Annotated in this window: 24 protein-coding genes; 14 read left to right on the forward strand and 10 right to left on the reverse strand. The window is 59.4% G+C overall.

What is annotated here, in order from left to right:
• Window position 1 precedes the first annotated feature (1 nt).
• The 3 genes from KUL77_RS04345 to KUL77_RS04355 form a co-directional block, all read right to left on the reverse strand.
• Window positions 2–1,165: a serine hydrolase domain-containing protein gene (locus KUL77_RS04345; RefSeq protein ID WP_297144026.1), complete on the reverse strand. Its 1,164-nt coding sequence runs from the start codon at window positions 1,163–1,165 to the stop codon at window positions 2–4.
• A gap of 99 nt (window positions 1,166–1,264) precedes the next feature.
• Window positions 1,265–1,621, reverse strand: a complete 357-nt coding sequence (locus KUL77_RS04350; protein WP_297144028.1) for a type II toxin-antitoxin system RelE/ParE family toxin — start codon at window positions 1,619–1,621, stop codon at window positions 1,265–1,267.
• A gap of 3 nt (window positions 1,622–1,624) precedes the next feature.
• Window positions 1,625–1,960, reverse strand: a complete 336-nt coding sequence (locus KUL77_RS04355) for a type II toxin-antitoxin system Phd/YefM family antitoxin (protein WP_297144030.1) — start codon at window positions 1,958–1,960, stop codon at window positions 1,625–1,627.
• Window positions 1,961–2,171: 211 nt separating this feature from the next.
• On the opposite strand from KUL77_RS04355, the gene KUL77_RS04360 reads away from it, so the two are divergent.
• Window positions 2,172–2,363: a hypothetical protein gene (locus KUL77_RS04360; protein ID WP_297144032.1), complete on the forward strand. Its 192-nt coding sequence runs from the start codon at window positions 2,172–2,174 to the stop codon at window positions 2,361–2,363.
• 3 nt (window positions 2,364–2,366) lie between these two features.
• Here KUL77_RS04360 and KUL77_RS04365 read toward each other — a convergent pair whose 3' ends face one another.
• From KUL77_RS04365 to KUL77_RS04375, 3 genes are read right to left on the reverse strand one after another with little or no spacing between them, the layout of a single operon-like run.
• Window positions 2,367–2,960: an ACP phosphodiesterase gene (locus KUL77_RS04365; RefSeq protein ID WP_297144034.1), complete on the reverse strand. Its 594-nt coding sequence runs from the start codon at window positions 2,958–2,960 to the stop codon at window positions 2,367–2,369.
• Window positions 2,961–2,963: 3 nt separating this feature from the next.
• Window positions 2,964–3,737 (reverse strand): LytTR family DNA-binding domain-containing protein, encoded by a 774-nt coding sequence (locus KUL77_RS04370; RefSeq protein ID WP_297144036.1) that lies wholly within the window; start codon window positions 3,735–3,737, stop codon window positions 2,964–2,966.
• Window positions 3,734–4,975, reverse strand: a complete 1,242-nt coding sequence (locus KUL77_RS04375) for a histidine kinase (RefSeq protein ID WP_297144038.1) — start codon at window positions 4,973–4,975, stop codon at window positions 3,734–3,736. Before KUL77_RS04375 ends, KUL77_RS04370 begins: the two co-directional genes overlap by 4 nt.
• Window positions 4,976–5,149: 174 nt before the next feature.
• On the opposite strand from KUL77_RS04375, the gene KUL77_RS04380 reads away from it, so the two are divergent.
• The gene (locus tag KUL77_RS04380; RefSeq protein WP_297144040.1) at window positions 5,150–6,370 is read left to right on the forward strand and encodes an MFS transporter; all 1,221 of its coding nucleotides are present in this window, start codon (window positions 5,150–5,152) and stop codon (window positions 6,368–6,370) included.
• Here the strand turns inward: KUL77_RS04380 and KUL77_RS04385 are convergent.
• Together KUL77_RS04385 and KUL77_RS04390 are read right to left on the reverse strand one after the other, a co-directional pair.
• Complete coding sequence (locus tag KUL77_RS04385; RefSeq protein WP_297144043.1) at window positions 6,345–6,911, reverse strand: DUF3016 domain-containing protein; 567 nt, start codon at window positions 6,909–6,911, stop codon at window positions 6,345–6,347. The genes KUL77_RS04380 and KUL77_RS04385 overlap by 26 nt on opposite strands.
• Window positions 6,912–6,982: 71 nt before the next feature.
• Window positions 6,983–7,249 carry a DUF3297 family protein gene (locus KUL77_RS04390; protein ID WP_297144045.1) on the reverse strand — a complete coding sequence of 89 codons (267 nt, stop codon included), beginning with the start codon at window positions 7,247–7,249 and terminating at the stop codon, window positions 6,983–6,985.
• A gap of 63 nt (window positions 7,250–7,312) precedes the next feature.
• Between KUL77_RS04390 and KUL77_RS04395 the strand changes: the two genes are divergently transcribed.
• From KUL77_RS04395 to KUL77_RS04405, 3 genes are read left to right on the forward strand one after another with little or no spacing between them, the layout of a single operon-like run.
• Window positions 7,313–8,350, forward strand: a complete 1,038-nt coding sequence (locus KUL77_RS04395; RefSeq protein ID WP_297144047.1) for a class I SAM-dependent methyltransferase — start codon at window positions 7,313–7,315, stop codon at window positions 8,348–8,350.
• Entirely contained in the window at window positions 8,347–9,051 is a 705-nt protein-coding gene (locus tag KUL77_RS04400; protein ID WP_297144049.1) for a 16S rRNA pseudouridine(516) synthase, read from the forward strand. Before KUL77_RS04395 ends, KUL77_RS04400 begins: the two co-directional genes overlap by 4 nt.
• Window positions 9,042–9,719, forward strand: a complete 678-nt coding sequence (locus KUL77_RS04405) for an HAD family phosphatase (protein WP_297144050.1) — start codon at window positions 9,042–9,044, stop codon at window positions 9,717–9,719. The genes KUL77_RS04400 and KUL77_RS04405 overlap by 10 nt, the downstream gene beginning before the upstream one ends.
• On the opposite strand, the gene KUL77_RS04410 is transcribed toward KUL77_RS04405, so the two are convergent.
• On the reverse strand, window positions 9,709–10,191 hold the full coding sequence (locus tag KUL77_RS04410; RefSeq protein ID WP_297144052.1) for a YajQ family cyclic di-GMP-binding protein: 483 nt from the start codon (window positions 10,189–10,191) through the stop codon (window positions 9,709–9,711). The two genes, KUL77_RS04405 and KUL77_RS04410, sit on opposite strands and share 11 nt — an antisense overlap.
• Window positions 10,192–10,467: 276 nt before the next feature.
• Here KUL77_RS04410 and aceF point away from each other — a divergent pair, with 276 nt between their 5' ends.
• Together aceF and lpdA are read left to right on the forward strand one after the other, a co-directional pair.
• Window positions 10,468–11,835: a dihydrolipoyllysine-residue acetyltransferase gene (aceF, locus tag KUL77_RS04415; protein ID WP_297144054.1), complete on the forward strand. Its 1,368-nt coding sequence runs from the start codon at window positions 10,468–10,470 to the stop codon at window positions 11,833–11,835.
• An 11-nt stretch (window positions 11,836–11,846) separates the two neighbouring features.
• A complete protein-coding gene (gene lpdA / locus KUL77_RS04420) occupies window positions 11,847–13,601 on the forward strand; it encodes a dihydrolipoyl dehydrogenase (RefSeq protein ID WP_297144056.1) in 1,755 nt (584 codons plus the stop codon).
• Window positions 13,602–13,644: 43 nt separating this feature from the next.
• Here lpdA and KUL77_RS04425 read toward each other — a convergent pair whose 3' ends face one another.
• Window positions 13,645–13,905 carry a DUF2061 domain-containing protein gene (locus tag KUL77_RS04425; protein ID WP_297144058.1) on the reverse strand — a complete coding sequence of 87 codons (261 nt, stop codon included), beginning with the start codon at window positions 13,903–13,905 and terminating at the stop codon, window positions 13,645–13,647.
• 262 nt (window positions 13,906–14,167) lie between these two features.
• On the opposite strand from KUL77_RS04425, the gene KUL77_RS04430 reads away from it, so the two are divergent.
• The 7 genes from KUL77_RS04430 to KUL77_RS04460 all read left to right on the forward strand — a co-directional run.
• The gene (locus KUL77_RS04430; protein ID WP_297144060.1) at window positions 14,168–14,563 is read left to right on the forward strand and encodes a hypothetical protein; all 396 of its coding nucleotides are present in this window, start codon (window positions 14,168–14,170) and stop codon (window positions 14,561–14,563) included.
• Window positions 14,564–14,580: 17 nt separating this feature from the next.
• On the forward strand, window positions 14,581–15,417 hold the full coding sequence (gene atpB, locus KUL77_RS04435) for a F0F1 ATP synthase subunit A (protein WP_297144062.1): 837 nt from the start codon (window positions 14,581–14,583) through the stop codon (window positions 15,415–15,417).
• Window positions 15,418–15,486: 69 nt separating this feature from the next.
• Complete coding sequence (gene atpE, locus KUL77_RS04440; RefSeq protein ID WP_297144064.1) at window positions 15,487–15,765, forward strand: F0F1 ATP synthase subunit C; 279 nt, start codon at window positions 15,487–15,489, stop codon at window positions 15,763–15,765.
• Window positions 15,766–15,893: 128 nt separating this feature from the next.
• Window positions 15,894–16,367, forward strand: coding sequence for a F0F1 ATP synthase subunit B (locus tag KUL77_RS04445; protein ID WP_297144079.1), 474 nt, complete (start codon window positions 15,894–15,896; stop codon window positions 16,365–16,367).
• Window positions 16,368–16,377: 10 nt separating this feature from the next.
• Complete coding sequence (locus KUL77_RS04450; RefSeq protein WP_297144066.1) at window positions 16,378–16,905, forward strand: F0F1 ATP synthase subunit delta; 528 nt, start codon at window positions 16,378–16,380, stop codon at window positions 16,903–16,905.
• Between the two features lie 46 nt (window positions 16,906–16,951).
• On the forward strand, window positions 16,952–18,517 hold the full coding sequence (gene atpA, locus KUL77_RS04455; protein WP_297144068.1) for a F0F1 ATP synthase subunit alpha: 1,566 nt from the start codon (window positions 16,952–16,954) through the stop codon (window positions 18,515–18,517).
• A gap of 24 nt (window positions 18,518–18,541) precedes the next feature.
• The coding region (locus tag KUL77_RS04460) for a F0F1 ATP synthase subunit gamma (RefSeq protein WP_297144069.1) at window positions 18,542–19,019 on the forward strand (478 nt) is incomplete at its 3' end.

The raw sequence follows: 19,019 nt of genomic DNA on the forward strand, positions 1-19,019 counted from the left end.
GTTACCAGCCTGCAGCGCCCTGTTCTTCGGTGGCGCTGAAGTTGGAATGTGCGCCGCTGGAGTCATTGGCCACGCCGGTGGCGAAATACGCCACGCCGGTGCCTGCTTTGCGGTCGATCCATAACCCCGACAGCAGGCCATAGGCATTGCCACTATGGCCCATGCGCGCACGGCCATCACCGAATAGATCATCGCGGCAGGCTTTGCCATCGCCTTGGGCAAGATGCTGGGTGGCAAGGCCATAGGCGCAGAAAAAACCGCCACGGTTGGGTTCGTCTTCTTCACCAATCACGCCGTTTTCACCGTTAAAGCGCCACACCGGCGTGGCCAAAAGTTCAACCGAGGCCGGGCTAAGCACGCGCACGCCATCTAGCTCGCCGTTGTTTAGCAGCATGCGGCCAATCCGCGCCAGCCCACGTGCGGAAATGCGCAGCCCGCCTTGCGGTGAAAATAAGGTGCCGTTGTCACCCGGCTGCCATTGGCGCAGGTTGCAATTGCCGTCGCTGGCGGCGATCACCATGCACGCGGGGCGCTGGCCGTGCAGGTCATCTTTTTGTGCTACGCCGTGTTCGTCGTACAGCACTACCGCATGCGCAAGCGCTGAATCGCTACAGCCCGACCAGTTGAAGCACGCATCGATCTTGAGCGGAAACAACACTGTGCGCCGCATCAGTTGGTCGAAACGCTCGCCGCTGGCGCGTTCCATCAACTGCGCCACCAGTGGGAAGTTGAGGTTGGTGTAGCGAAAAAATGTACCGGGCGCGTGCTGGCTGTCCCAAGCCTCGGGTTGGTCGATGATGGTGTGAATGCTGCTGCCCAGCGGTACGTTCCAGTAACCGGCGCTGTCGGTGAGGCTGGAGGTGTGCGAAAGCAGCATGCGCAAGGTGATGGGCGTATTGGGAAATGCGGGGTTGCGCAGCGCAAAGCCCAGCAGCGTGGAGACGTCAGCGTCAAGGTCTAGCTTGCCCTGTTCCACTAGCCGCAGCACGCCGATGGTGGTGACCAGTTTGCTGATCGATGCGATGCGTGCAGGGTCGTCGGCGGTGAGTGCGCGCTGCGCGGCAACATCGGCCATGCCTTGCGTCTGCGCACTGGTTTCACCTTGTCGGTCAAACGTTACGCGTACGCGGGCGGTAGGAGTCGCGGCGATGCTAGAGCAGCTCATCAAAACTAGAGCAAGGCAGACAATACGTTGTGACAATGAAAGCATTCGGCTTATCCGCAATGGGTTCATTTGCAGGGTAGCGGAAGGAGGCGGAGCCTACTAGGCTTCCGGCAGCAGAAAGCCAGCTTGGCGATGGTGGCGTAGTGTCAATAACTCAATCTGCGTGCCGTGAACGGCATAGAGCACGAGGTAGTCTTCAAAGACGTATTCGCGTAGCTCAATGTCGTTACCTAAAAGTGCACAGGCCTGATCCCATGCGGCTTGTACGCTGGGTGTACTCGGGTTGCGGTCGAGGAAGTTGCGGCCGATATGCGGGAACTGAGCTAATAGCGCAGGCACAGTGACGTAGGCCTGATCGAGTAAGCGTTGCGCAGCAAGTTCTGCACCATGGTCAAGCAGGTTTGCCACGGCTTCGTCCAGCCTGATTTCGTAGGCATTCCGAAGCGTGACTTTCATGTTTTATGGCCGCGCTTTGCGTGCGGCAATGGCTGTGTTGAGTTTTGCCTGTGAACGTTTGCGTGCACTCTCTAAGGAGAGGCTGGGTTTGCCATCACGAATGTCTTGTAGGCCGGAGATTGCGTCGTTCAATACACCAAGATGAAGCGCAGCACGGGCTTGTTTATCGCGTTCAAGTTGGTGGTAGTAGTCCAGCTTTCGTGCATCCACCAACGCAACATAGCTCTCACCGTTACGGGTGATGATCTTTTCATGCCCGGCGCGCACTTCGTCTGCTAGCCGGGTCAAATCGCTGCGCACCTTATTAAAAGGAACGATATCGGCAGAGGTGATGGGCATGGAGACCTCTTTGTAAACATCTATGTGAATGTTAATCAATTTGTGTATGTCCAACAAGGTCGTGCTGCGTGTGCGGTTCTAGTGGTGCTGGTAATTGTTTCGCTGAACAAATGGCAACAAACGAGGAGGTGTGACTTCTTGGCTATTGCGTGTATTGAGATGGTGTACTACATTACCAACACACCAAATCACACCAAGTAAGGAGAACACTATGAACGTCCAAACCCAAACAACCCGCACCTTCGTTGAACGCCGTAACCTGCCGCGCAGTGTGGCCGAAAACCGTTACCAGTCGCACTTGGGCGAGGGGCGCGAGTTCGGCATTGGCTACGGCCGTAGCAGCGGTTATGCACGCGTGCGCAGCTACGTGAGCCAGCAACCGAAGCTGTTCCGCTGCAGCTAATACTCAAAAGGAGGGGTGCATCGCTGCGGCCGCCTGCACCAGTTCCGGGAAAAACGTCTCGAACGCCGCCTGCATCGCTTCTTCATGCGTGTGCAGTACATCGAGGCAAGCAATGAGTTTGTCACCATTGCGCGAGAGTCGTGTCGAAATGCCACGCACAGCGGTATCCACACTCTCGCGCTGGACATAAGAGCCCAGCCAATCGTGCGCCTGCATGCGCGGTGCGATGGCCGCAAGGCGCGGCGGTAATGCGTGTCGGTGCTTGTGCAAAATGCGATACACACGCGCGCTAAAATCAGCCAGTGATGCCGTGTTCCAGCGCGTCCAATCGCGCGCAAAGCAATGGTCGAAATACACGTCGAGCGCAATTCCTGCATAGCGGCGCAGGCCGGCGGGGTCAAATATCGCGCGTGCGGCCACTACAGCGGGGTGGCTGTCGGTATAGCGGTCGATCTGCCAATGCCGCACGATTTCCGCGCGGATAGGCAGTGGCCAGTCGGTCAACGCGCTGGGGCCGTGCACGAAATCACCCAATAGCGCGCCGAGTATTGCTGCATCCGATTGACGTGCCAGCCATGCGTGAACGAGGTAGTTCATCAATTACATCTGTTTGAATAAGGGCATGAACGGTTGACTGACGCTGAGCGTTTCGCTGCGTTGCTTCAGGCGTACGGTGCCGCGCCCGGTGTCATCGCGGCTGATGCCAGCGATAGCTTTCAGATTCACAATTGTGCTGCGATGAATTTGCTTGAAACAGCGCCCGTCTAGGCGTGGTAACAATTCGCGCAAGGAACTACGAAGCAGTGCTTCCCCATTGGCCGTTACCACGGTGGTGTATTTGTGTTCGGCCTGAAAATAAATGACATCGTCGATCAAGATCAGCTGAGTTTCGCGGCCGGTGCTGGCGGTGAGCCAAGTCAGCGGTTCTGCCGCCTGCGTTGCAGCGGGGCGTGCGCTGAGCTTTTCCAAAAGCGCCGCGAGCATGGGGGCATGGTGGCGGACATCGCGTGTTTGTATGCGGGTAAGCGTGGCAGCGAGCCGGTCAGGTTGAATGGGCTTAAGCAGATAGTCGATCGCGCCGTGTTCGAAAGCGTCTAGTGCGTATTGGTCATACGCGGTGACGAACACTATTTGCGTCAAGGGGCTGGCTTCCACCGCGAGCGCCGCCACTTCAAGGCCGCTCAGGCCAGGCATACGGATGTCGAGGAATGCCACATCGGGTTGATGCTCGGCCAAGGCCTCGACTGCGCTGGCACCGTCTTCGCATTCGGCAACGATGCGCAGCGCAGGCCAAGCGCGCTGCAGCTCCGAAACGAGTGACTGACGCAGCAATACTTCGTCTTCAGCCACAAGGCAGGTGGGGGCGTCCGTCATAAAGCAGTTCCTGCTGCAGGCAGTGAAACCGTGGCGGCTACGCCGGTGGGGAAGTTCGCAACAACGGCCAAGTTAGCATCTCCGTTGAAGCGCAGGCGCAGTCGCTCGCGTACATTCTTCAAGCCAATGCCACTGCCACTGGTGCTGCTATTAAATCCTTCGCCATCATCGGCCACGGTGACTGCCACGGTGTTGGCGTCGCGGCGGGCGCGGATCCACACCGTGCCGCCGTGGGTGCGCGGTTCCAGCCCATGCTTGATCGCATTCTCCACCAAGGTCTGTAGCATCATGGCGGGCAGCGGAGTGGCGCGCAGTGCTTCGGGAATCTCCACCTGCACGGTGAGCCGGTCACCCATACGGATTTTCAAAATTTCTAAATAGGCTAGGGCGCGTTCTAGTTCGGTGCCGAGCGTGGACATTTCATCTTCCGCATTGGGCAATGAATGGCGCAGGTATTGGATCAAATGGCCCAGCATCGCTTCGGCGCGTGCGGGGTCGCTGCGGGTTAGTAGTTGAGCGCTGGCCAACGTATTGTAAAGAAAATGCGGTTCTACCTGCGCGTGCAGTAGATGCAGCTTGGCTTCGGTCAATTCTTTTTCGGTGGCGGTTTGCGTTGCGCGGTCTTGGTCTTGGCGGCGGCGTTCGCCGATGCGACGCGTAATGGCGCGCGCGATGGCTTCGGCATTTTCGTAATTGGTGCCGTCATCCACCAAAAACCAATCGCTCCACGCCGGGCTTTCAGGTTCGCAAATGAGGCTCACTCGTCCGCTGTCGCCGGTGGGGGTAACGATGGCCAGAAGCTGGTTGCATGCGGGGGCAAACCACAGCAGCGGGTTCCAGCGCCGCAGCAACGGTTCACCATATAGCTGTGGACGGGTGAGCTTGGCTTTGATCTGCAAGCTGTCGCGCGCACTGTGTACGTCGTTGACGCCGGGCAATTCGCGCACGGCGGCATCGACCACGTCAAACGCTTCGCCCGCTTCCAAAGGAATTTCGATGATTCGCTTCTGGCGGTTGTCGAGCGTGTCGGTGTCGCTGCGGCCGGCGATCAACTTCACGCGGTGTAGGTGAGAAAATGCGCCAGTAATCACCAAGCCCATAGTGCCAAAGCCAAACAGCACGGCGGGTAGTTCGAAGCTGCCAATCAGCGGCACAGACGAATACAGACCAACTGCAAGCAGGACGGCGAGCCCCCACGCGGCGGTGATACGCACAAGAAAGAAGAAGCGTTTGAACATGATCATTGGTTGTGAGAAAAGGTGATCGTGAGCCTAGTTGCGGGGTGCCGAGATGGAAACGAGATTACGATGAAACCTTGGCAGGGGCGATAAAGTCCCAATTAGCCGCGATGAAGATGGACGCGATCGCAGCTGTTCATGGCAGAGTGCGATGCTGCAATGCACAATACGTAGATGACGCACGCAATCAATTCCTCTATTCCTCATGCTCCGCTCACCCCACGACAAGTGAACTGGGTGCTGTTTGCGTTCGCATTGGGTGGTTTCGCCATTGGCACCAGCGAGTTTGTGGTGATGGGGCTCATCAGCGAAATCGCGCGCGGTTTTGGTGTGACCGAACCGCAGGTGGGGCATGTAGTGAGCGCTTATGCGTTGGGCGTGGTGGTGGGTGCGCCGTTGTTGGCGGTGTTGGGTGCGCAGATGCGTCGCCGCCGCCTACTTTTGCTGCTGATGGGGTTTTACGCGTTGGCAAATGGGGTGAGCGCGCTTGCGCCGTCGTACCACTGGATGATGGTGTTTCGTTTCATTGCAGGTCTGCCGCATGGCGCGTATTTCGGCGTGGCGGCGTTAGTGGCTGCGCATATCAGCCCGCCATCGCAGCGCGGCAGCGCGGTGGGTAAGGTGATGCTTGGGCTGTCGGTGGCGCTGCTGCTGGGCAACCCGCTGGCCACGTGGATGGGCCAGTTATGGAGCTGGCGTGTTGCTTTTGTGCTGGTGGCGGGCATCGCGCTGGCCACAGTACTGATGATCGCTGCTTGCCTGCCACCGGGCATGGGCACCCCGCGCACCGACGCGCGGAGAGAGCTGCACGACTTCAATCGTGCGCCGGTATGGCTCACGCTGGGCATCGGCGCGATTGGGTTTGCTGGGATGTTTGCGGTGTTTAGCTATCTGCCGCCCACCATGGCCCATGTTGCCGGTGTTGGCGCGTCTTATGTGCCGCTGGGGTTGGTGGCGTTTGGCCTTGGCAGCGTGATCGCCTCGCTGCTGGGCGGTTGGTTGTTTGACCGCTTTGGCTTCCGCTCGGTGGCGCTGATTATGCTTTGGGCGGTGGGGGCTCTGTTGCTGTACCCGTGGGCGGCGCAGTCGATCGGTACGCTGCTGCCGATGGTATTGGTGATCGGCACCTTCGGCGCATTGGTGCCGGTGCTGCAGTCGCATTTGATGGATGTGGCGGGTAACGCACAAACGCTTGCAGCGGCGTCGAACCACTCAGCCTTCAATACCGCCAATGCGCTGGGACCGTGGCTTGGCGGCATGGCGATTACCGCCGGATACGGCTGGACGTCGGTGGCCTATGTGGGGGTGGCAACGACGCTGATCGGGTTGATGATCTACGTCGTTGCCGCAAGGCAAGGCCGCCAAGCACTTAGCGTGCAGCCGTCCGAGAATTAAATTCGCGACGCACCCAACTGTCGATCATGCGCTTTTCGTAGCGCAGCGGGTCGGTGTCATTGAGTGGAGTGCTGTTTAGCAAGAATGCCGGATCGGTGAGCCTGCGCTCGCCTTCGGCCACTACGTTGCCTTGGGCGTCCAGTTCGCGAAATTTCAGCGTCATCCGTGGCGGGTAGATGTCGCGAATCATGCGGATATTTTGGCGCTCGATTCCGTACCACGGCTCGTATTGACCAGCCCGCTTAATGTCCACGATGGTGAGCGACAGTGTGTTGCCAGCGGGAAGGGCTTTTTCAGACTGGTCGCGCAGATACACGGCCAGCTTATTGAGCCAGTCACCCCGTTCGGCCTCGAAGCGGTTGCCGCTGCCGGTAATTTCAGTGAACTTGGCTGGGTCGCCCCAGCTCACGCTTACCGGGCCTTGCGCCGCCAGTGCGCGCGGAGCGTCGGGAGCGAGCATGCCGGTAGCTGTACCTGTTGAAGCACAGCCAACCGTCGCAAGAGCGAGTGCAGCAGATAGGGCGAAGTGTTTGAGTTTCATCGTCATCTCCACGAATGCCTTGCTGTGAGTGTGGGGGCTAAACCGAGTTCCTTGAAGCTTTTCGGAGGTGTTCAGTCAGCTGCGGTTTCGCCTTCAGCGTCTTTGAACCATGCTTCCACCTTGCCTTTGATCTTCAGCGTCATCGGCATGCCGCGGCGGTCTAGCGCTTTGCCCGCCTGCACGCGCACCCAGCCTTCGCTGATGCAGTATTCCTCCACATTGGTGCGCTCGGTGCCGTTGAAGCGGATGCCAATGCCGCGTTCGAGCAAGGCTTCGTCATAAAATTTGCTGCGCGGATCGTTGCAAAGGCGGTCGGGGGGCGTGGTGAGATCGGTCATGGTCGTGAACAAACAATGGAAAGAACACAGGATACCCGTTGTCAGTGCCGGTAAACTGAAGGCATGAGTTCAAATCACCGTGATCTAGCGCTGGATGCCCTGCTGCATCCCTTTCAACAACAACTGTTGCAGTGGCAGCCGCCCGCGCTGTTTTTGCGCGCGCGTCCAAGCAGCGCGTTGCCCGCCGGGATACAGGCCACTCAGCCTTTTGCCCCTGCCGCTACTGCCTTGCAACGGGTAGGTACAGCGTTATTGGACGAAGACGCACTGCCTGCGGCTGCATTCCCGTTGGTGCTGGTCTTGCCGCCGCGCCAGCGTGAAGAGGCGCGCGCGCTGTTCGCCAAGGCCTACGCGGCGCTTGCACCGGGCGGCATCGTGGTGGCCGCGGTGGCCAATGATGAAGGTGCAAAATCGCGCGAAGCAGATTTGAAGCAGTTGGCCGGAAGTGTGACGACGCTCAGCAAGTACCATTGCCGCGTTTTTTGGACGCAGCCGCATGCCGTGTGGAATGCGGAGCTCGGCGCGCAGTGGCAGGGGCTGGATGCGCCGCGCCGCGTGGTTACGGACGATGCCGCCAACGGCCATTTTATGAGCCGTCCGGGCGTATTTGCGTGGGATCGCGTCGATGCTGCTTCAAAAATGTTGGTGGCAGCACTGCCTGCCAATTTAACTGGCGCGGTGGCCGATTTCGGCGCGGGTTGGGGCTATCTGGCGCAGCAGGTGCTGGCGCGCTGCCCGAAGGTGACATCGCTGGATTTATACGAGGCCGATGCGCGCGCGCTGGCACTGGCGCAGCACAATCTCGCGCTGGCGCAGGTCACCGTGCGCACGCATTGGCATGACGTGACGGCAGGCGTTGACGGGCGCTTCGATGCAATCGTCTGTAATCCCCCTTTCCATGCCTTGGGCGGCGGTGAGCGCCCGGATATTGGGCGTGCGTTTATTGCCGCTGCCGCGCAAGCGTTAAAGCCCAAGGGCGTGCTGTGGCTGGTGGCAAATCGTCATCTTCCCTATGAAGACGCATTGGCGACGGGTTTTGCCCAAGTGAGCTGTGTTGCGCAGGGTGGTGGTTTCAAAATTGTGCAAGCGGTGAAGGCATGAAGCTGGTCAAGCATATCGCCAATCTCGGCTACGGCAGCCGCAAAGACGTGCAATGGATGTTTCGCGAAGGGCGTATCACCGACCTTCAGGGCGAAGTGCTGTACGCCGATGATCAGGTAGGTCCTGCGCAGGTCATGGTTGATGGCGAGCCGCTCGACCCGCCGCCGGGCCTGCTGCTGATGCTGCACAAGCCGGTGGGTTATACCTGTTCCACCAAGGACCCTGGGCGTGTGGTATTTGATCTCTTGCCGCCGCGCTACCGCCTGCGCAGCCCCGCACTGTCCACCGTGGGGCGCTTGGATCGTGACACCTCCGGCCTGTTGCTGCTCACCGACGATGGTCAACTGCTGCATAAAATCATTGCGCCAAAATCCAAGTTGCCCAAGGTGTATCTGGCCACGCTGGCCAACGATCTGCGCGGTGATGAAGTTGGCCTCTTCGCCAGCGGCACGCTGCTGCTCGAAAACGAAAAGACCCCTCTACTGCCCGCTGAACTTGAAGTACTGGGCGCGCGTACAGCGCGACTCACCCTGCACGAAGGCCGTTACCACCAAGTGCGGCGCATGTTTGCGGCGGCGGGCAACCACGTTGAAGCATTGCATCGTGAGCGCGTGGGCGGCTTGGGTTTGAGCGCGCTGCCGGAAGGGCAGTGGTGCGCGCTGGACACAGCGCAGCGTGTGGAGTTGTTTGCATGTCCGTAACGCCGCTGCCGTTCAAGCCCGAGGCCGTGTTATTTGATATGGATGGCCTGATGCTAGATAGCGAACGCATGCTCACCGGCTGTTTGGCACAGGCAGGTGAAGAGGCGGGGCATGTCTTGCCGCACAGCCTGTGGTTGGCGATGGTGGGCAATAGCAACGAAGCTTGCCGCGTGATGCTGGCCGAACACGTGGGCCCTATGGCCGCCGAAGCGTTATTTAACCGCGCGCACACCCTGTATATGGATGTGGTGGAAGCAGGGGTGCCGCATAAGCCCGGTATTGTGGCCCTGCTCGGTTGGCTGCATGAAAACGCCATACCGCGCGCGGTAGGCACCACCACCAAGCGCCCGCTGGCGCTGCGCAAGCTGGCAGCGGCGGGGCTATTGCCGCATTTTGCTGCGGTGTGCACCAGTAGCGATGTGGCGCAGCCCAAGCCCGCGCCGGATATTTATCTGCTGGCCGCGCAAACCTTAGGCGTTGCACCCACGCGCTGCGTGGTGCTGGAAGATTCACCCATCGGTGTGCGTGCCGCCTTGGCGGCGGGCATGACGCCAATTCAAATCCCCGACCTGCTGGTGCCCGATGCACCCACGCGCGCACTGGGGCACCGTATCGTGGCTTCGCTTACTGAGGCGCAGGCCTTGTTAGCGGCGGCGCTTAGTCCCTGAAGTTATCAAATTGCAGCGGTAGCTCAAATTCCTGCCCACGCAGCAGCGCCATCGCCGCCTGTAGGTCGTCGCGCTTCTTGCCGGTGACGCGCAGCTTGTCGCCGTTGATCTGCGAATCCACCTTCAGCTTGGCGTCTTTAATCGCGCCTTGAATTTTTTTCGCCAGCTCGCGCTCAATACCCTGCTTCACCGTCACCTTTTGCCGTGCACCTGCGAGGTTGGTTTCGATATCGCCAAACTCTAGGCAGCGCACGTCGATCTTTCGCGCAATCAAGCGTGCGCGCAGGATGTCGGTCATTTGCTGCAGCTGAAAATCGCTAGGCGCCGACTGGGTAATCACGCTGTCTTCGCGCACAAACTTCGCGTCCACGCCCTTAAAGTCAAACCGGGTGGAAAGTTCGCGGTTGGCTTGGTCTACGGCATTGGTCAGTTCGTGGGTGTCCACTTCAGAAATAATGTCGAACGAAGGCATGGTAGCAGTCATCAAAGAACGGAGCGTCAGGGTACCGCATTGGCGATAGCGAGGCATCTTGTGTGGCACTGCAATTTATAGCATCTGCTCAAAATAACTAATTACACCAGGGATAAAACAAGTGTCTTCGCGGGTGTTTTTCTAAAATCCCATTGCTTAATTTAACAAAATTATAAACATCCGGGTTAAATTGAGAAAATGCTGCGCCGCGGTTTGTAGTTGCTCTAAAAGTATGCGCACAATAGCCATCTCACCCACAACAGCGGAGTTCCGGCCATGGCCGAGCTGAAAGAAGCGCGCGTCCCCGATATTGGTAGCCACGGCGGTGTGCCGATCATTGAACTCTTGGTCAAGCCCGGCGATACCGTCAGCAAGGATCAGGGCCTTGTCACCATGGAGTCGGATAAGGCGACCATGGAAGTGCCGTCGCCGTTTGCGGGTGTCATCAAAGAATTGAAGGTGAAGCTGGGCGATAGCGTGGAAGAAGGTGCGCTGGTGGCCATTATTGAAGTGGCAGAAGAAGCTGCCGCGCCTGCAGCAAAGGCCAAAGCACCCAAGCCTGCACCTGAAGCACCGAAGCCTGCACCCGTTGCAGCCCCTGCGCCGGTGATGGTGGAAAGCGGTGCTCCTGTTCCGGCGATGGCGCCGGTAGCTGAGCCCGGCCAGGTGGGTATTCCGCCGATGCGGTTTGAAGCCGATGCCGTGCTCCCGGCTAAAGTGCCTTACGCCAGCCCGGCGGTGCGCCTGTTTGCGCGCGAGCTTGGGGTCAATCTTGCGCAGGTCAGCGGCAGTGCGCGCGGTGGCCGCATCAGCAAAGAAGACGTACAAAACTTTGTGAAGGCTGCACTGGTAGGTGGCGCAGCGCCAGTGGCGGCTGCCGGTGGCGTGGGCGGCGGGCTCAACCTGCTGCCGTGGCCGAAGGTGGACTTCGCCAAGTTCGGCACGGTAGAAAGCAAGCCGCTGTCGCGCATCCAGAAGATTTCCGGCGCTAACCTCGCGCGCAACTGGGCGATGATCCCGCACGTCACCCAGCACGACGATGCCGACATCACCGAGCTGGAGGCGCTGCGCGTTGCCCTCAACGAGGAAAACGCCAAGGCCATCGCCGCCGGCAAGGCCGGCAAGCTGACCATGCTGGCCTTCCTGATCAAGGCCTGCGTGGCGGCGCTGCAGAAATTCCCGACCTTCAATGCTTCGCTGGACGGCGACAACCTCGTCCTCAAGCAGTACTTCCACATCGGCTTCGCCGCCGATACCCCGAATGGGTTGGTGGTGCCGGTGCTGCGCGATGCCGACCAGAAGGGCGTGGCCCAGATCGCGAAGGAAATGGGAGAGCTAGCGGCGCTGGCGCGTGAGGGCAAGCTGAAGCCGGAACAGATGCAGGGTGGCTGCTTCACCATCAGCTCGCTGGGCGGCATTGGCGGCACCAAGTTCACGCCGATTATCAATGCGCCAGAAGTGGCCATTTTGGGCGTGTCGAAGTCTGAAATAAAGCCCGTGTGGGATGGCAAGGCGTTCCAGCCCAAGCTCATGCTGCCACTGTCGCTGAGCTACGACCACCGCGTGATCGACGGCGCCGCTGCGGCGCGCTTCACCACCTATCTTGGGCAACTGCTGGCCGACTTGCGTCGGGCCATGCTGTAAGGAGAAGGCGCATGGCTGAATTTGAATGCAAAGTACCGGATATCGGTAGCCACGGTGGCGTGCCGGTCATTGAGATATTGGCCGCCGTAGGCGATACGGTGAACAAGGATCAAGGCTTGGTCACGCTGGAGTCGGACAAAGCCACCATGGAAGTGCCTGCCGGTGCCGATGGTGTGATCAAGGCGCTGAAGGTCAAGCTGGGTGACGTAGTTTCGGAAGGGCATGTGATTGCAGTGATCGAGGCGGCTGGCGCGGCCCCGGCAGCGCCTGCACCTGCTGCGGCCGTGGCGCCTGTGGCTGCGGCTCCGGCAGCACCCGCTCCACAAGCCGCTTCGTCCTCGGGCCGCAAGGCCGATATCGAATGCGGCATGGTCGTCATCGGCGCTGGCCCCGGCGGCTATACCGCGGCGTTCCGCAGCGCCGACCTTGGCCTTGATACCGTGCTCATCGAGCGCTACGCCACTCTCGGTGGCGTGTGTTTGAACGTCGGCTGCATTCCATCCAAGGCGCTGTTGCACGCCGCCGATGTAATCGAACAAGCCAGCCACGCCAGCGACTACGGTGTGGAGTTCGCCAAGCCAACGGTGAATATCGACAAGCTGCGCAGCTACAAAGAAAACGTCATTGGCCAGCTCACCAAGGGGCTGGCGGGTATGGCCAAACAGCGTAAAGTGCGCACCGTGCAGGGTGTGGCCAAATTCGTTTCCGCTAACGAACTGGAAATCACCGCCGCCGATGGTAAAACCCAGCTGCTGCGCTTCACAAACTGCATTATTGCGGCGGGTAGCCAGCCGGTAAAACTTCCGGCGTTCCCGTGGGACGATACGCGCATCATGGATTCCACCGACGCGCTGAATCTGGCCGATGTGCCGAAGAAACTCCTCGTCGTTGGTGGCGGCATCATCGGGCTGGAAATGGCCACGGTGTATCGCGCGCTGGGCAGCGAAGTGACCGTGGTCGAGTTCATGCCGCAGCTGATCCCAGGGGCCGATACCGACCTCGTGAAGCCGCTGGCGGATCGTCTGAAAAAGCAGGGCGTCGCCATTCACCTGAAAACCAAGGTGGTGGATGCCAAAGCGCAAAAGAACGGCATTGCCTGTAGTTTTGAAGGCGAATCCATCCCCGAAGGCAAACTGTATGACCGCGTGCTGGTGGCCGTGGGGCGCAGCGCCAACGGCGGCAAGCTGGATGCAGATAAGGCCGGTGTGCAGGTGGGTGAGCGCGGCCTGATCCCAGTGGACGCGCAGATGCGCACCAATGTGCCGCATATCTTCGCGATTGGTGATTTGGTGGGCCAGCCGATGTTGGCGCATAAGGCCACCCATGAAGCCAAGCTTGCGGCAGAAGTTGCGGCGGGCGAGAAGAAAGAATGGGTGGCGCGAGTGATTCCAGGCGTGGCCTATACCGACCCGGAAATTGCGTGGGTGGGTGTCACCGAAACCGAGGCTAAGGCCAAGGGCTTAAAGATCGGCGTGGGTAAATTCCCGTGGGCAGCGTCGGGTCGCGCGATTGGCCTTGGTCGCACCGAAGGCTTCACCAAGTTGATTTTTGATGAAGACAGTCAGCGCGTAATTGGTGGTGGCATCGTTGGCGTGCATGCCGGTGAAATGATTTCCGAAATCGCGCTGGCCATCGAAATGGGCTGCGAGGTTCACGATATTGGCAGCACCATCCACCCGCATCCGACCTTGGGTGAGTCGGTGGGCATGGCCGCCGAGGTGTATGACGGCAGCATCACCGATCTGTATATCCCGAAGAAGAAGTAGAAACGTCGTGCGTCATGGCTTCTCTCCGTACAGGGGAGAAGCCTTATACGTGCGCGATGCTGCCGCGGCGTGCTTCGCGGCGCTTCCAGAATTTTTCGTGGAAGTGAAACACCACGGTATTGCACGCTGGCTCGATCAACGCCAGCGCGCCGCCCACCAGCCAACTGCCAGTGAGTAGCCAGCCGAGCGAGAACGCAACGGTGAAGTGGAGTGAGGCGAAGCTGAGCGTTTTGGCCATGATGGCGTGTCGCAAATAAGAGTCATTCGCATTTAATGCCTTATTGAGAAAGCTGTCAATAGCCATTTCCTGCTTCTAGCTGAATGCGCAGAATGGAAAAATAAAAGCCCCGGTGGGAGAGACACCGGGGCTTTAATGCGACAACCTGCAGAGCGACGAGGAAGTGTGGCTGCCGCTGGTTGTTGTGACAGTGTGCGCAGGGAGAAGTTCCAGTGCAATTCAGCAGCTTATGGCGGTTGCCCTAACTAAAAATCGCCTGCTATAATTCCACAGCTCCCCGGGGCTGTTTTGTTCCGTGGCGTCATCTTCGATTTTTGGAACCGATCGCGTGCTCAATTCTGCAGGTGCGGGTTGGCAGCAGGCGCTGCGTGTAGTGGTCATTCAAGTGGCCGTCACGCTAGCGACAGCCGCCATCTTTTACTTCAGTGGTACGCGTTCTGCGCTCGCAGCATTGGCGGGCGGCGGGACGATGGCGCTCGCTACCTTTGTAGCGGCTTGGGGTGCGTTTGGTGGTGGCGTTGCGGGCGCAGGTATGGCGCTTGGGCGGCTGCTGTTAGGTGTTGCAATGAAGTGGCTGATCGTCATCGCGGGCATGTTCTTGGCGATGGCGGTGTGGAAGTTGCCGGCGGTGCCGGTGCTGGCTGGGGCGGCGCTTGCTGCTGCGGCATTTGTGGTTTCAACAAGATTTGTAACGAAGCGCAGTACGACGAGGACGATGGCGTGATTCTGGAAGCAATAGGCATGGCACCTGAAGGCGGCGAATCCGGCGGCGGACTGTCGGCTTATATCGTTCACCATTTAACCCATAACACGGCTACGGTGGCCGGTGATGCCAGTTTCCATATGGACTCTTGGCTGGTGGGTTTGCTGTTGGGCTTGCTCGCCTGCGGCGTGCTGTGGTCGTTTGCACGCAAGGCTACTGCAGGTGTGCCCACCAAGGCGCAGGCCTTTGTTGAGCTGCTGGTCGAGTTCGTTGATTCGCAGGTGAAAGATACCTTTAGCGGCGATCGTCGCTTTATCGCGCCGCTGGCGCTGACCATCTTTGTTTGGGTGGTCTTTATGAATGCTATGGATCTTCTGCCGCTGGATATTCCCAGTGCTACCGTGCTTGCGGTGAGCGGTGAAGAAGCCATGCATCACACCTATTTCCGCTGGGTGCCAACGGCTGACGTAAATACTACGTTCGCCATGTCGATCACCGTGCTGCTGATGATCATTTTCTATTCGATCAAGATCAAAGGTGGCTTGGGCTATCTGGCTGAACTGTTCGGTGCGCCGTTCCACGCCGAAAACCCAATTGCCAAAGTGATACTGGCTCCGTTCAACTTGTTCCTCAATATTGTTGAAACGCTGTCCAAGCCGGTGAGCTTGGCCATGCGACTGTTCGGCAATATGTATGCGGGCGAGCTGGTCTTCATGCTGATTGCGGGCCTGTTTGCCACGTGGTTCACCTTCCTGCCGGGTGTGCTGATTAACGCGGTGTGGGCGATCTTCCACATCCTGATCATCCTGTTGCAGGCCTATATTTTCATGGTGTTGTCGGTCGTCTATCTGGCGATGGCGCACGAGCATCACTAAGTTTGTAATTCGCTTTACCTCTGCTGTTTCATCCTTCAATTCACTACTAGCATCAATCCGGAGATCCACATGGAATTCATCGCCAACGTCCAGGCTTACACCGCTATCGCCATCGGCATCATCGTCGGTCTGGGTGCGCTCGGCGCAGCGCTCGGTATTGCCGTCATGGGCAGCAAGTTCCTCGAATCCGCTGCACGTCAGCCGGAACTGGTGCCGATGCTGCAGGGCCGTATGTTCCTGCTGGCCGGCCTGATCGACGCCGCGTTCCTGATCGGCGTGGGTGTGGCCATGATGTTCGCCTTCGCCAACCCGCTGATCGAAGCGGTGAAGGCGGCTGCCGGCGCCTAATTTGGCGTGCAGCGCAGGTGTGCGTCGCCTAGGTGGCGCACATCGGCATATTGGCATTGCAGCATGGTGTTGCAATGTCGTCCCAGCGGGGGCCGGAAGCGGTACCCGTTCGCTATGCAAGGTATGACATGAACCCGACCTTCATGACACTGCTGGGCCAGATGATCTCGTTCGCGATCCTCATCTGGTTCACCGTCAAGTTCATTTGGCCGCCGCTGATTGCGGCGCTAGAAGAGCGCCAACAGAAGATCGCCGCAGGCTTGGCCGCCGCCGACAACGCCCAGAAAAATCTGGCGCAGGCGCAGGATCAAGTCAACGATGAGCTGAAGGCTGCGCGTGCTAAGGCCAATGAAATCATTGACCAAGCCAACCAACGCGCCAATGCGTTGATTGACGCGGCCAAAAACGAAGCGATCGCTGAAGGCGCCCGCCTGAAAGCGCAAGCCGTTGCGGATATTGAAGCCGCTGCCAACCGCGCCAAAGAAGAACTGCGTTTGCAGGTGTCTGCTTTGGCGGTAACGGGTGCTGAAAAGCTGCTCAAGCGCGAGATCAATGCCAACGACCAGAAGGCGCTGATCGACGAGCTGGCGGCGCAGCTCTGAGGGCCTTGCAGTGAGCCAAGCCCTAACCCTCGCCCGTCCTTACGCCCGCGCTGCCTTTTCGGTGGCGCGTGACGCCAATGCATTTGCTGATTGGTCAAACGCGCTAGGCTTTGCCGCGCGCGTGGCGGCTGATCCGCAGGCGACAGAACTTCTGGATAACCCCAAGTTCAGTCGTGCCGAAGTGGTGAGCGTGCTTGCGCCGGAAGGCGCCAGCCCAACCTTCACCAATTTGCTGGAGTTGCTGTTTGACAACGGGCGTTTGGCGCTGCTGCCGGAAATTGCCGGGCTGTATAACGAGCTGCGTCGCGAAGCCGAGCAGATCGTGAAGGCCAAGGTGACCTCCGCCGCCGAATTGACCGCCACTGAGCTGGAAACGATCAAAGCCGGTTTGCGCCGTCGCTTTGGCCGCGACATCGAAGTGGAAACGGCGATCGATGCCAGCCTGATTGGCGGCGCGTTGATCGACGCAGACGGCGTCGTCATTGATGGCACGCTCAAGGGCAAACTCGGCCGTTTGCAGACGGCTCTGTCGAACTAATTCATTTGCAAAGTCTGGCGGCAACGCCGGAACTAAGGAAACCAAGATGGCTACCACCACGCTCAACCCGTCAGAAATCAGCGAACTGATCAAGACCCGCATCGAGAAGGTCACGCTTTCCGCCGAAGCGCGTAACGAAGGCACCGTGACCTCGGTCTCCGACGGTATCGTGCGCATCCACGGCCTGGCCGACGTGATGCAGGGCGAAATGATCGAACTGCCTGCCGGCCCGGATGGGCACCCCACCACCGCGCTGGCGCTGAACCTCGAGCGCGACTCTGTGGGCGCCGTGGTGCTGGGTGACTACGAGCACCTGCGCGAAGGCAATGTGGCCAAAACCACCAGCCAGATTCTGTCGGTGCCAACCGGCCCTGAACTGCTGGGGCGCGTGGTCAATGCGCTGGGCGAGCCGATCGACGGCAAGGGCCCCATCGACGCCAAGACCAGCTCGCCGGTGGAAACCATTGCGCCGGGCGTGATCTGGCGTAAGTCGGTGGATCAGCCGGTGCAGACGGGCTACAAGTCCGTGGACAGCATGATCCCGATCGGCCGTGGTCAGCGCGAGCTGATCATCGGTGACCGCCAGACCGGCAAGACCGCGCTGGCCGTGGACGCCATCATCAACCAGAAGAACTCTGGCATTAAGTGCATCTACGTGGCGATTGGTCAGAAGAACTCGACCATTGCCAACATCGTGCGCAAGCTCGAACAGTACGGCGCGATGGAATACACCACCGTGGTTGCTGCGTCGGCTTCCGAATCGGCTGCGATGCAGTACATCAGCGCCTACTCGGGCTGCGCGATGGGCGAATACTTCCGCGATCGCGGCGAAGACGCGCTGATCATCTACGACGATCTGTCCAAGCAGGCCGTGGCCTACCGCCAGATCTCGCTGTTGCTGCGCCGCCCGCCGGGCCGCGAAGCCTATCCGGGTGACGTGTTCTACCTGCACAGCCGCTTGCTGGAACGCGCCGCGCGCGTGTCGGAAGACTACGTTGAGAAGTTCACCGATGGCGCAGTGAAGGGCAAGACCGGTTCGCTCACCGCGCTGCCAATCATCGAAACCCAGGCCGGTGACGTGTCGGCGTTCGTGCCGACCAACGTGATCTCGATCACCGATGGCCAGATCTTCCTTGAAACCGACCTGTTCAACGCCGGTATTCGCCCAGCCGTGAACGCCGGTATTTCGGTGTCGCGCGTGGGTGGTGCAGCGCAGACCAAGATCATGAAGAAGCTGTCCGGCGGCATTCGTATTGCGCTGGCGCAGTACCGTGAGCTGGCCGCGTTCGCGCAGTTCGCTTCCGACCTCGACGATGCCACGCGTAAGCAGCTGGAACGCGGTCAGCGCGTCACCGAGCTGATGAAGCAGAAGCAGTACGCGCCGATGTCGGTGGCGCAGCAGGCGCTGTCGATCTACGCGGTGGACAAGGGCTATATGGACGATGTGCCAGTAGCCAAGATCCTTGCGTTTGAAGCGGGCTTGCAGGCGCACTTCGCCAACACGGCGGGTGAGTTGGTGGCTCAGATCGATGCCACCGGCAACTGGAATGACGACATCGAAGCCGCCTTCAAGAAGGGCATCGAAGAGTTCAAGACCACCGGTAGCTGGTAAGCAACCGTAACTTAGAGAACGAGCATGGCTGGTGGACGCGAAATTAAAACCAAGATCAAGAGCGTGCAAAACACCCGCAAGGTGACGCGTGCGCTCGAAATGGTCTCGGCTTCCAAGATTCGCAAGGCACAAGATCGGATGAAGCAATCGCGCCCGTATGCGCGCGCGATGAAGCAGCTGATCGGCCACCTTGCGCAAGCGCAGACGGACTATCAGCACCCGTACTTGGTGCACCGTGACAACGTCAAACGCGTGGGCTATATCGTGATCTCATCGGATCGCGGTCTGGCAGGCGGGCTGAACAACAATATGTTCCGCAAGCTGCTGGTCGAATTCCGTGCGCTGCAAGAGCAGGGCATCGAAGTGGACGTGGTCACCATCGGCCAGAAGGCCAGCGTGTTCTTCCGCCGGATCAAGGTGGACATGCTGGCGTCGGTCACCCACATGGGCGACCAGCCGCGGCTGGAGCAGCTGGTGGGCGTGGTCAAGGTGATGCTCGACG

The sequence above is a fragment of the Thermomonas sp. genome (assembly GCF_019104945.1).
In the GTDB taxonomy this organism is placed as follows: Bacteria; Pseudomonadota; Gammaproteobacteria; order Xanthomonadales; family Xanthomonadaceae; genus Thermomonas.

Excerpts from the sequence above, each read along its gene's own strand:
- KUL77_RS04365 (WP_297144034.1), bottom strand. The coding sequence starts at position 2,960 with ATGAACTACCTCGTTCACGCATGGCTGGCACGTCAATCGGATGCAGCA.
- aceF (WP_297144054.1), top strand. The coding sequence starts at position 10,468 with ATGGCCGAGCTGAAAGAAGCGCGCGTCCCCGATATTGGTAGCCACGGC.
- KUL77_RS04390 (WP_297144045.1), bottom strand. The coding sequence starts at position 7,249 with ATGACCGATCTCACCACGCCCCCCGACCGCCTTTGCAACGATCCGCGC.
- atpA (WP_297144068.1), top strand. The coding sequence starts at position 16,952 with ATGGCTACCACCACGCTCAACCCGTCAGAAATCAGCGAACTGATCAAG.
- KUL77_RS04445 (WP_297144079.1), top strand. The coding sequence starts at position 15,894 with ATGAACCCGACCTTCATGACACTGCTGGGCCAGATGATCTCGTTCGCG.
- KUL77_RS04385 (WP_297144043.1), bottom strand. The coding sequence starts at position 6,911 with ATGAAACTCAAACACTTCGCCCTATCTGCTGCACTCGCTCTTGCGACG.
- KUL77_RS04410 (WP_297144052.1), bottom strand. The coding sequence starts at position 10,191 with ATGCCTTCGTTCGACATTATTTCTGAAGTGGACACCCACGAACTGACC.
- lpdA (WP_297144056.1), top strand. The coding sequence starts at position 11,847 with ATGGCTGAATTTGAATGCAAAGTACCGGATATCGGTAGCCACGGTGGC.
- atpE (WP_297144064.1), top strand. The coding sequence starts at position 15,487 with ATGGAATTCATCGCCAACGTCCAGGCTTACACCGCTATCGCCATCGGC.
- KUL77_RS04405 (WP_297144050.1), top strand. The coding sequence starts at position 9,042 with ATGTCCGTAACGCCGCTGCCGTTCAAGCCCGAGGCCGTGTTATTTGAT.
- KUL77_RS04345 (WP_297144026.1), bottom strand. The coding sequence starts at position 1,165 with ATGAGCTGCTCTAGCATCGCCGCGACTCCTACCGCCCGCGTACGCGTA.
- KUL77_RS04350 (WP_297144028.1), bottom strand. The coding sequence starts at position 1,621 with ATGAAAGTCACGCTTCGGAATGCCTACGAAATCAGGCTGGACGAAGCC.
- atpB (WP_297144062.1), top strand. The coding sequence starts at position 14,581 with ATGGCACCTGAAGGCGGCGAATCCGGCGGCGGACTGTCGGCTTATATC.
- KUL77_RS04380 (WP_297144040.1), top strand. The coding sequence starts at position 5,150 with ATGACGCACGCAATCAATTCCTCTATTCCTCATGCTCCGCTCACCCCA.
- KUL77_RS04375 (WP_297144038.1), bottom strand. The coding sequence starts at position 4,975 with ATGTTCAAACGCTTCTTCTTTCTTGTGCGTATCACCGCCGCGTGGGGG.
- KUL77_RS04370 (WP_297144036.1), bottom strand. The coding sequence starts at position 3,737 with ATGACGGACGCCCCCACCTGCCTTGTGGCTGAAGACGAAGTATTGCTG.
- KUL77_RS04355 (WP_297144030.1), bottom strand. The coding sequence starts at position 1,960 with ATGCCCATCACCTCTGCCGATATCGTTCCTTTTAATAAGGTGCGCAGC.
- KUL77_RS04425 (WP_297144058.1), bottom strand. The coding sequence starts at position 13,905 with ATGGCTATTGACAGCTTTCTCAATAAGGCATTAAATGCGAATGACTCT.
- KUL77_RS04395 (WP_297144047.1), top strand. The coding sequence starts at position 7,313 with ATGAGTTCAAATCACCGTGATCTAGCGCTGGATGCCCTGCTGCATCCC.
- KUL77_RS04360 (WP_297144032.1), top strand. The coding sequence starts at position 2,172 with ATGAACGTCCAAACCCAAACAACCCGCACCTTCGTTGAACGCCGTAAC.
- KUL77_RS04400 (WP_297144049.1), top strand. The coding sequence starts at position 8,347 with ATGAAGCTGGTCAAGCATATCGCCAATCTCGGCTACGGCAGCCGCAAA.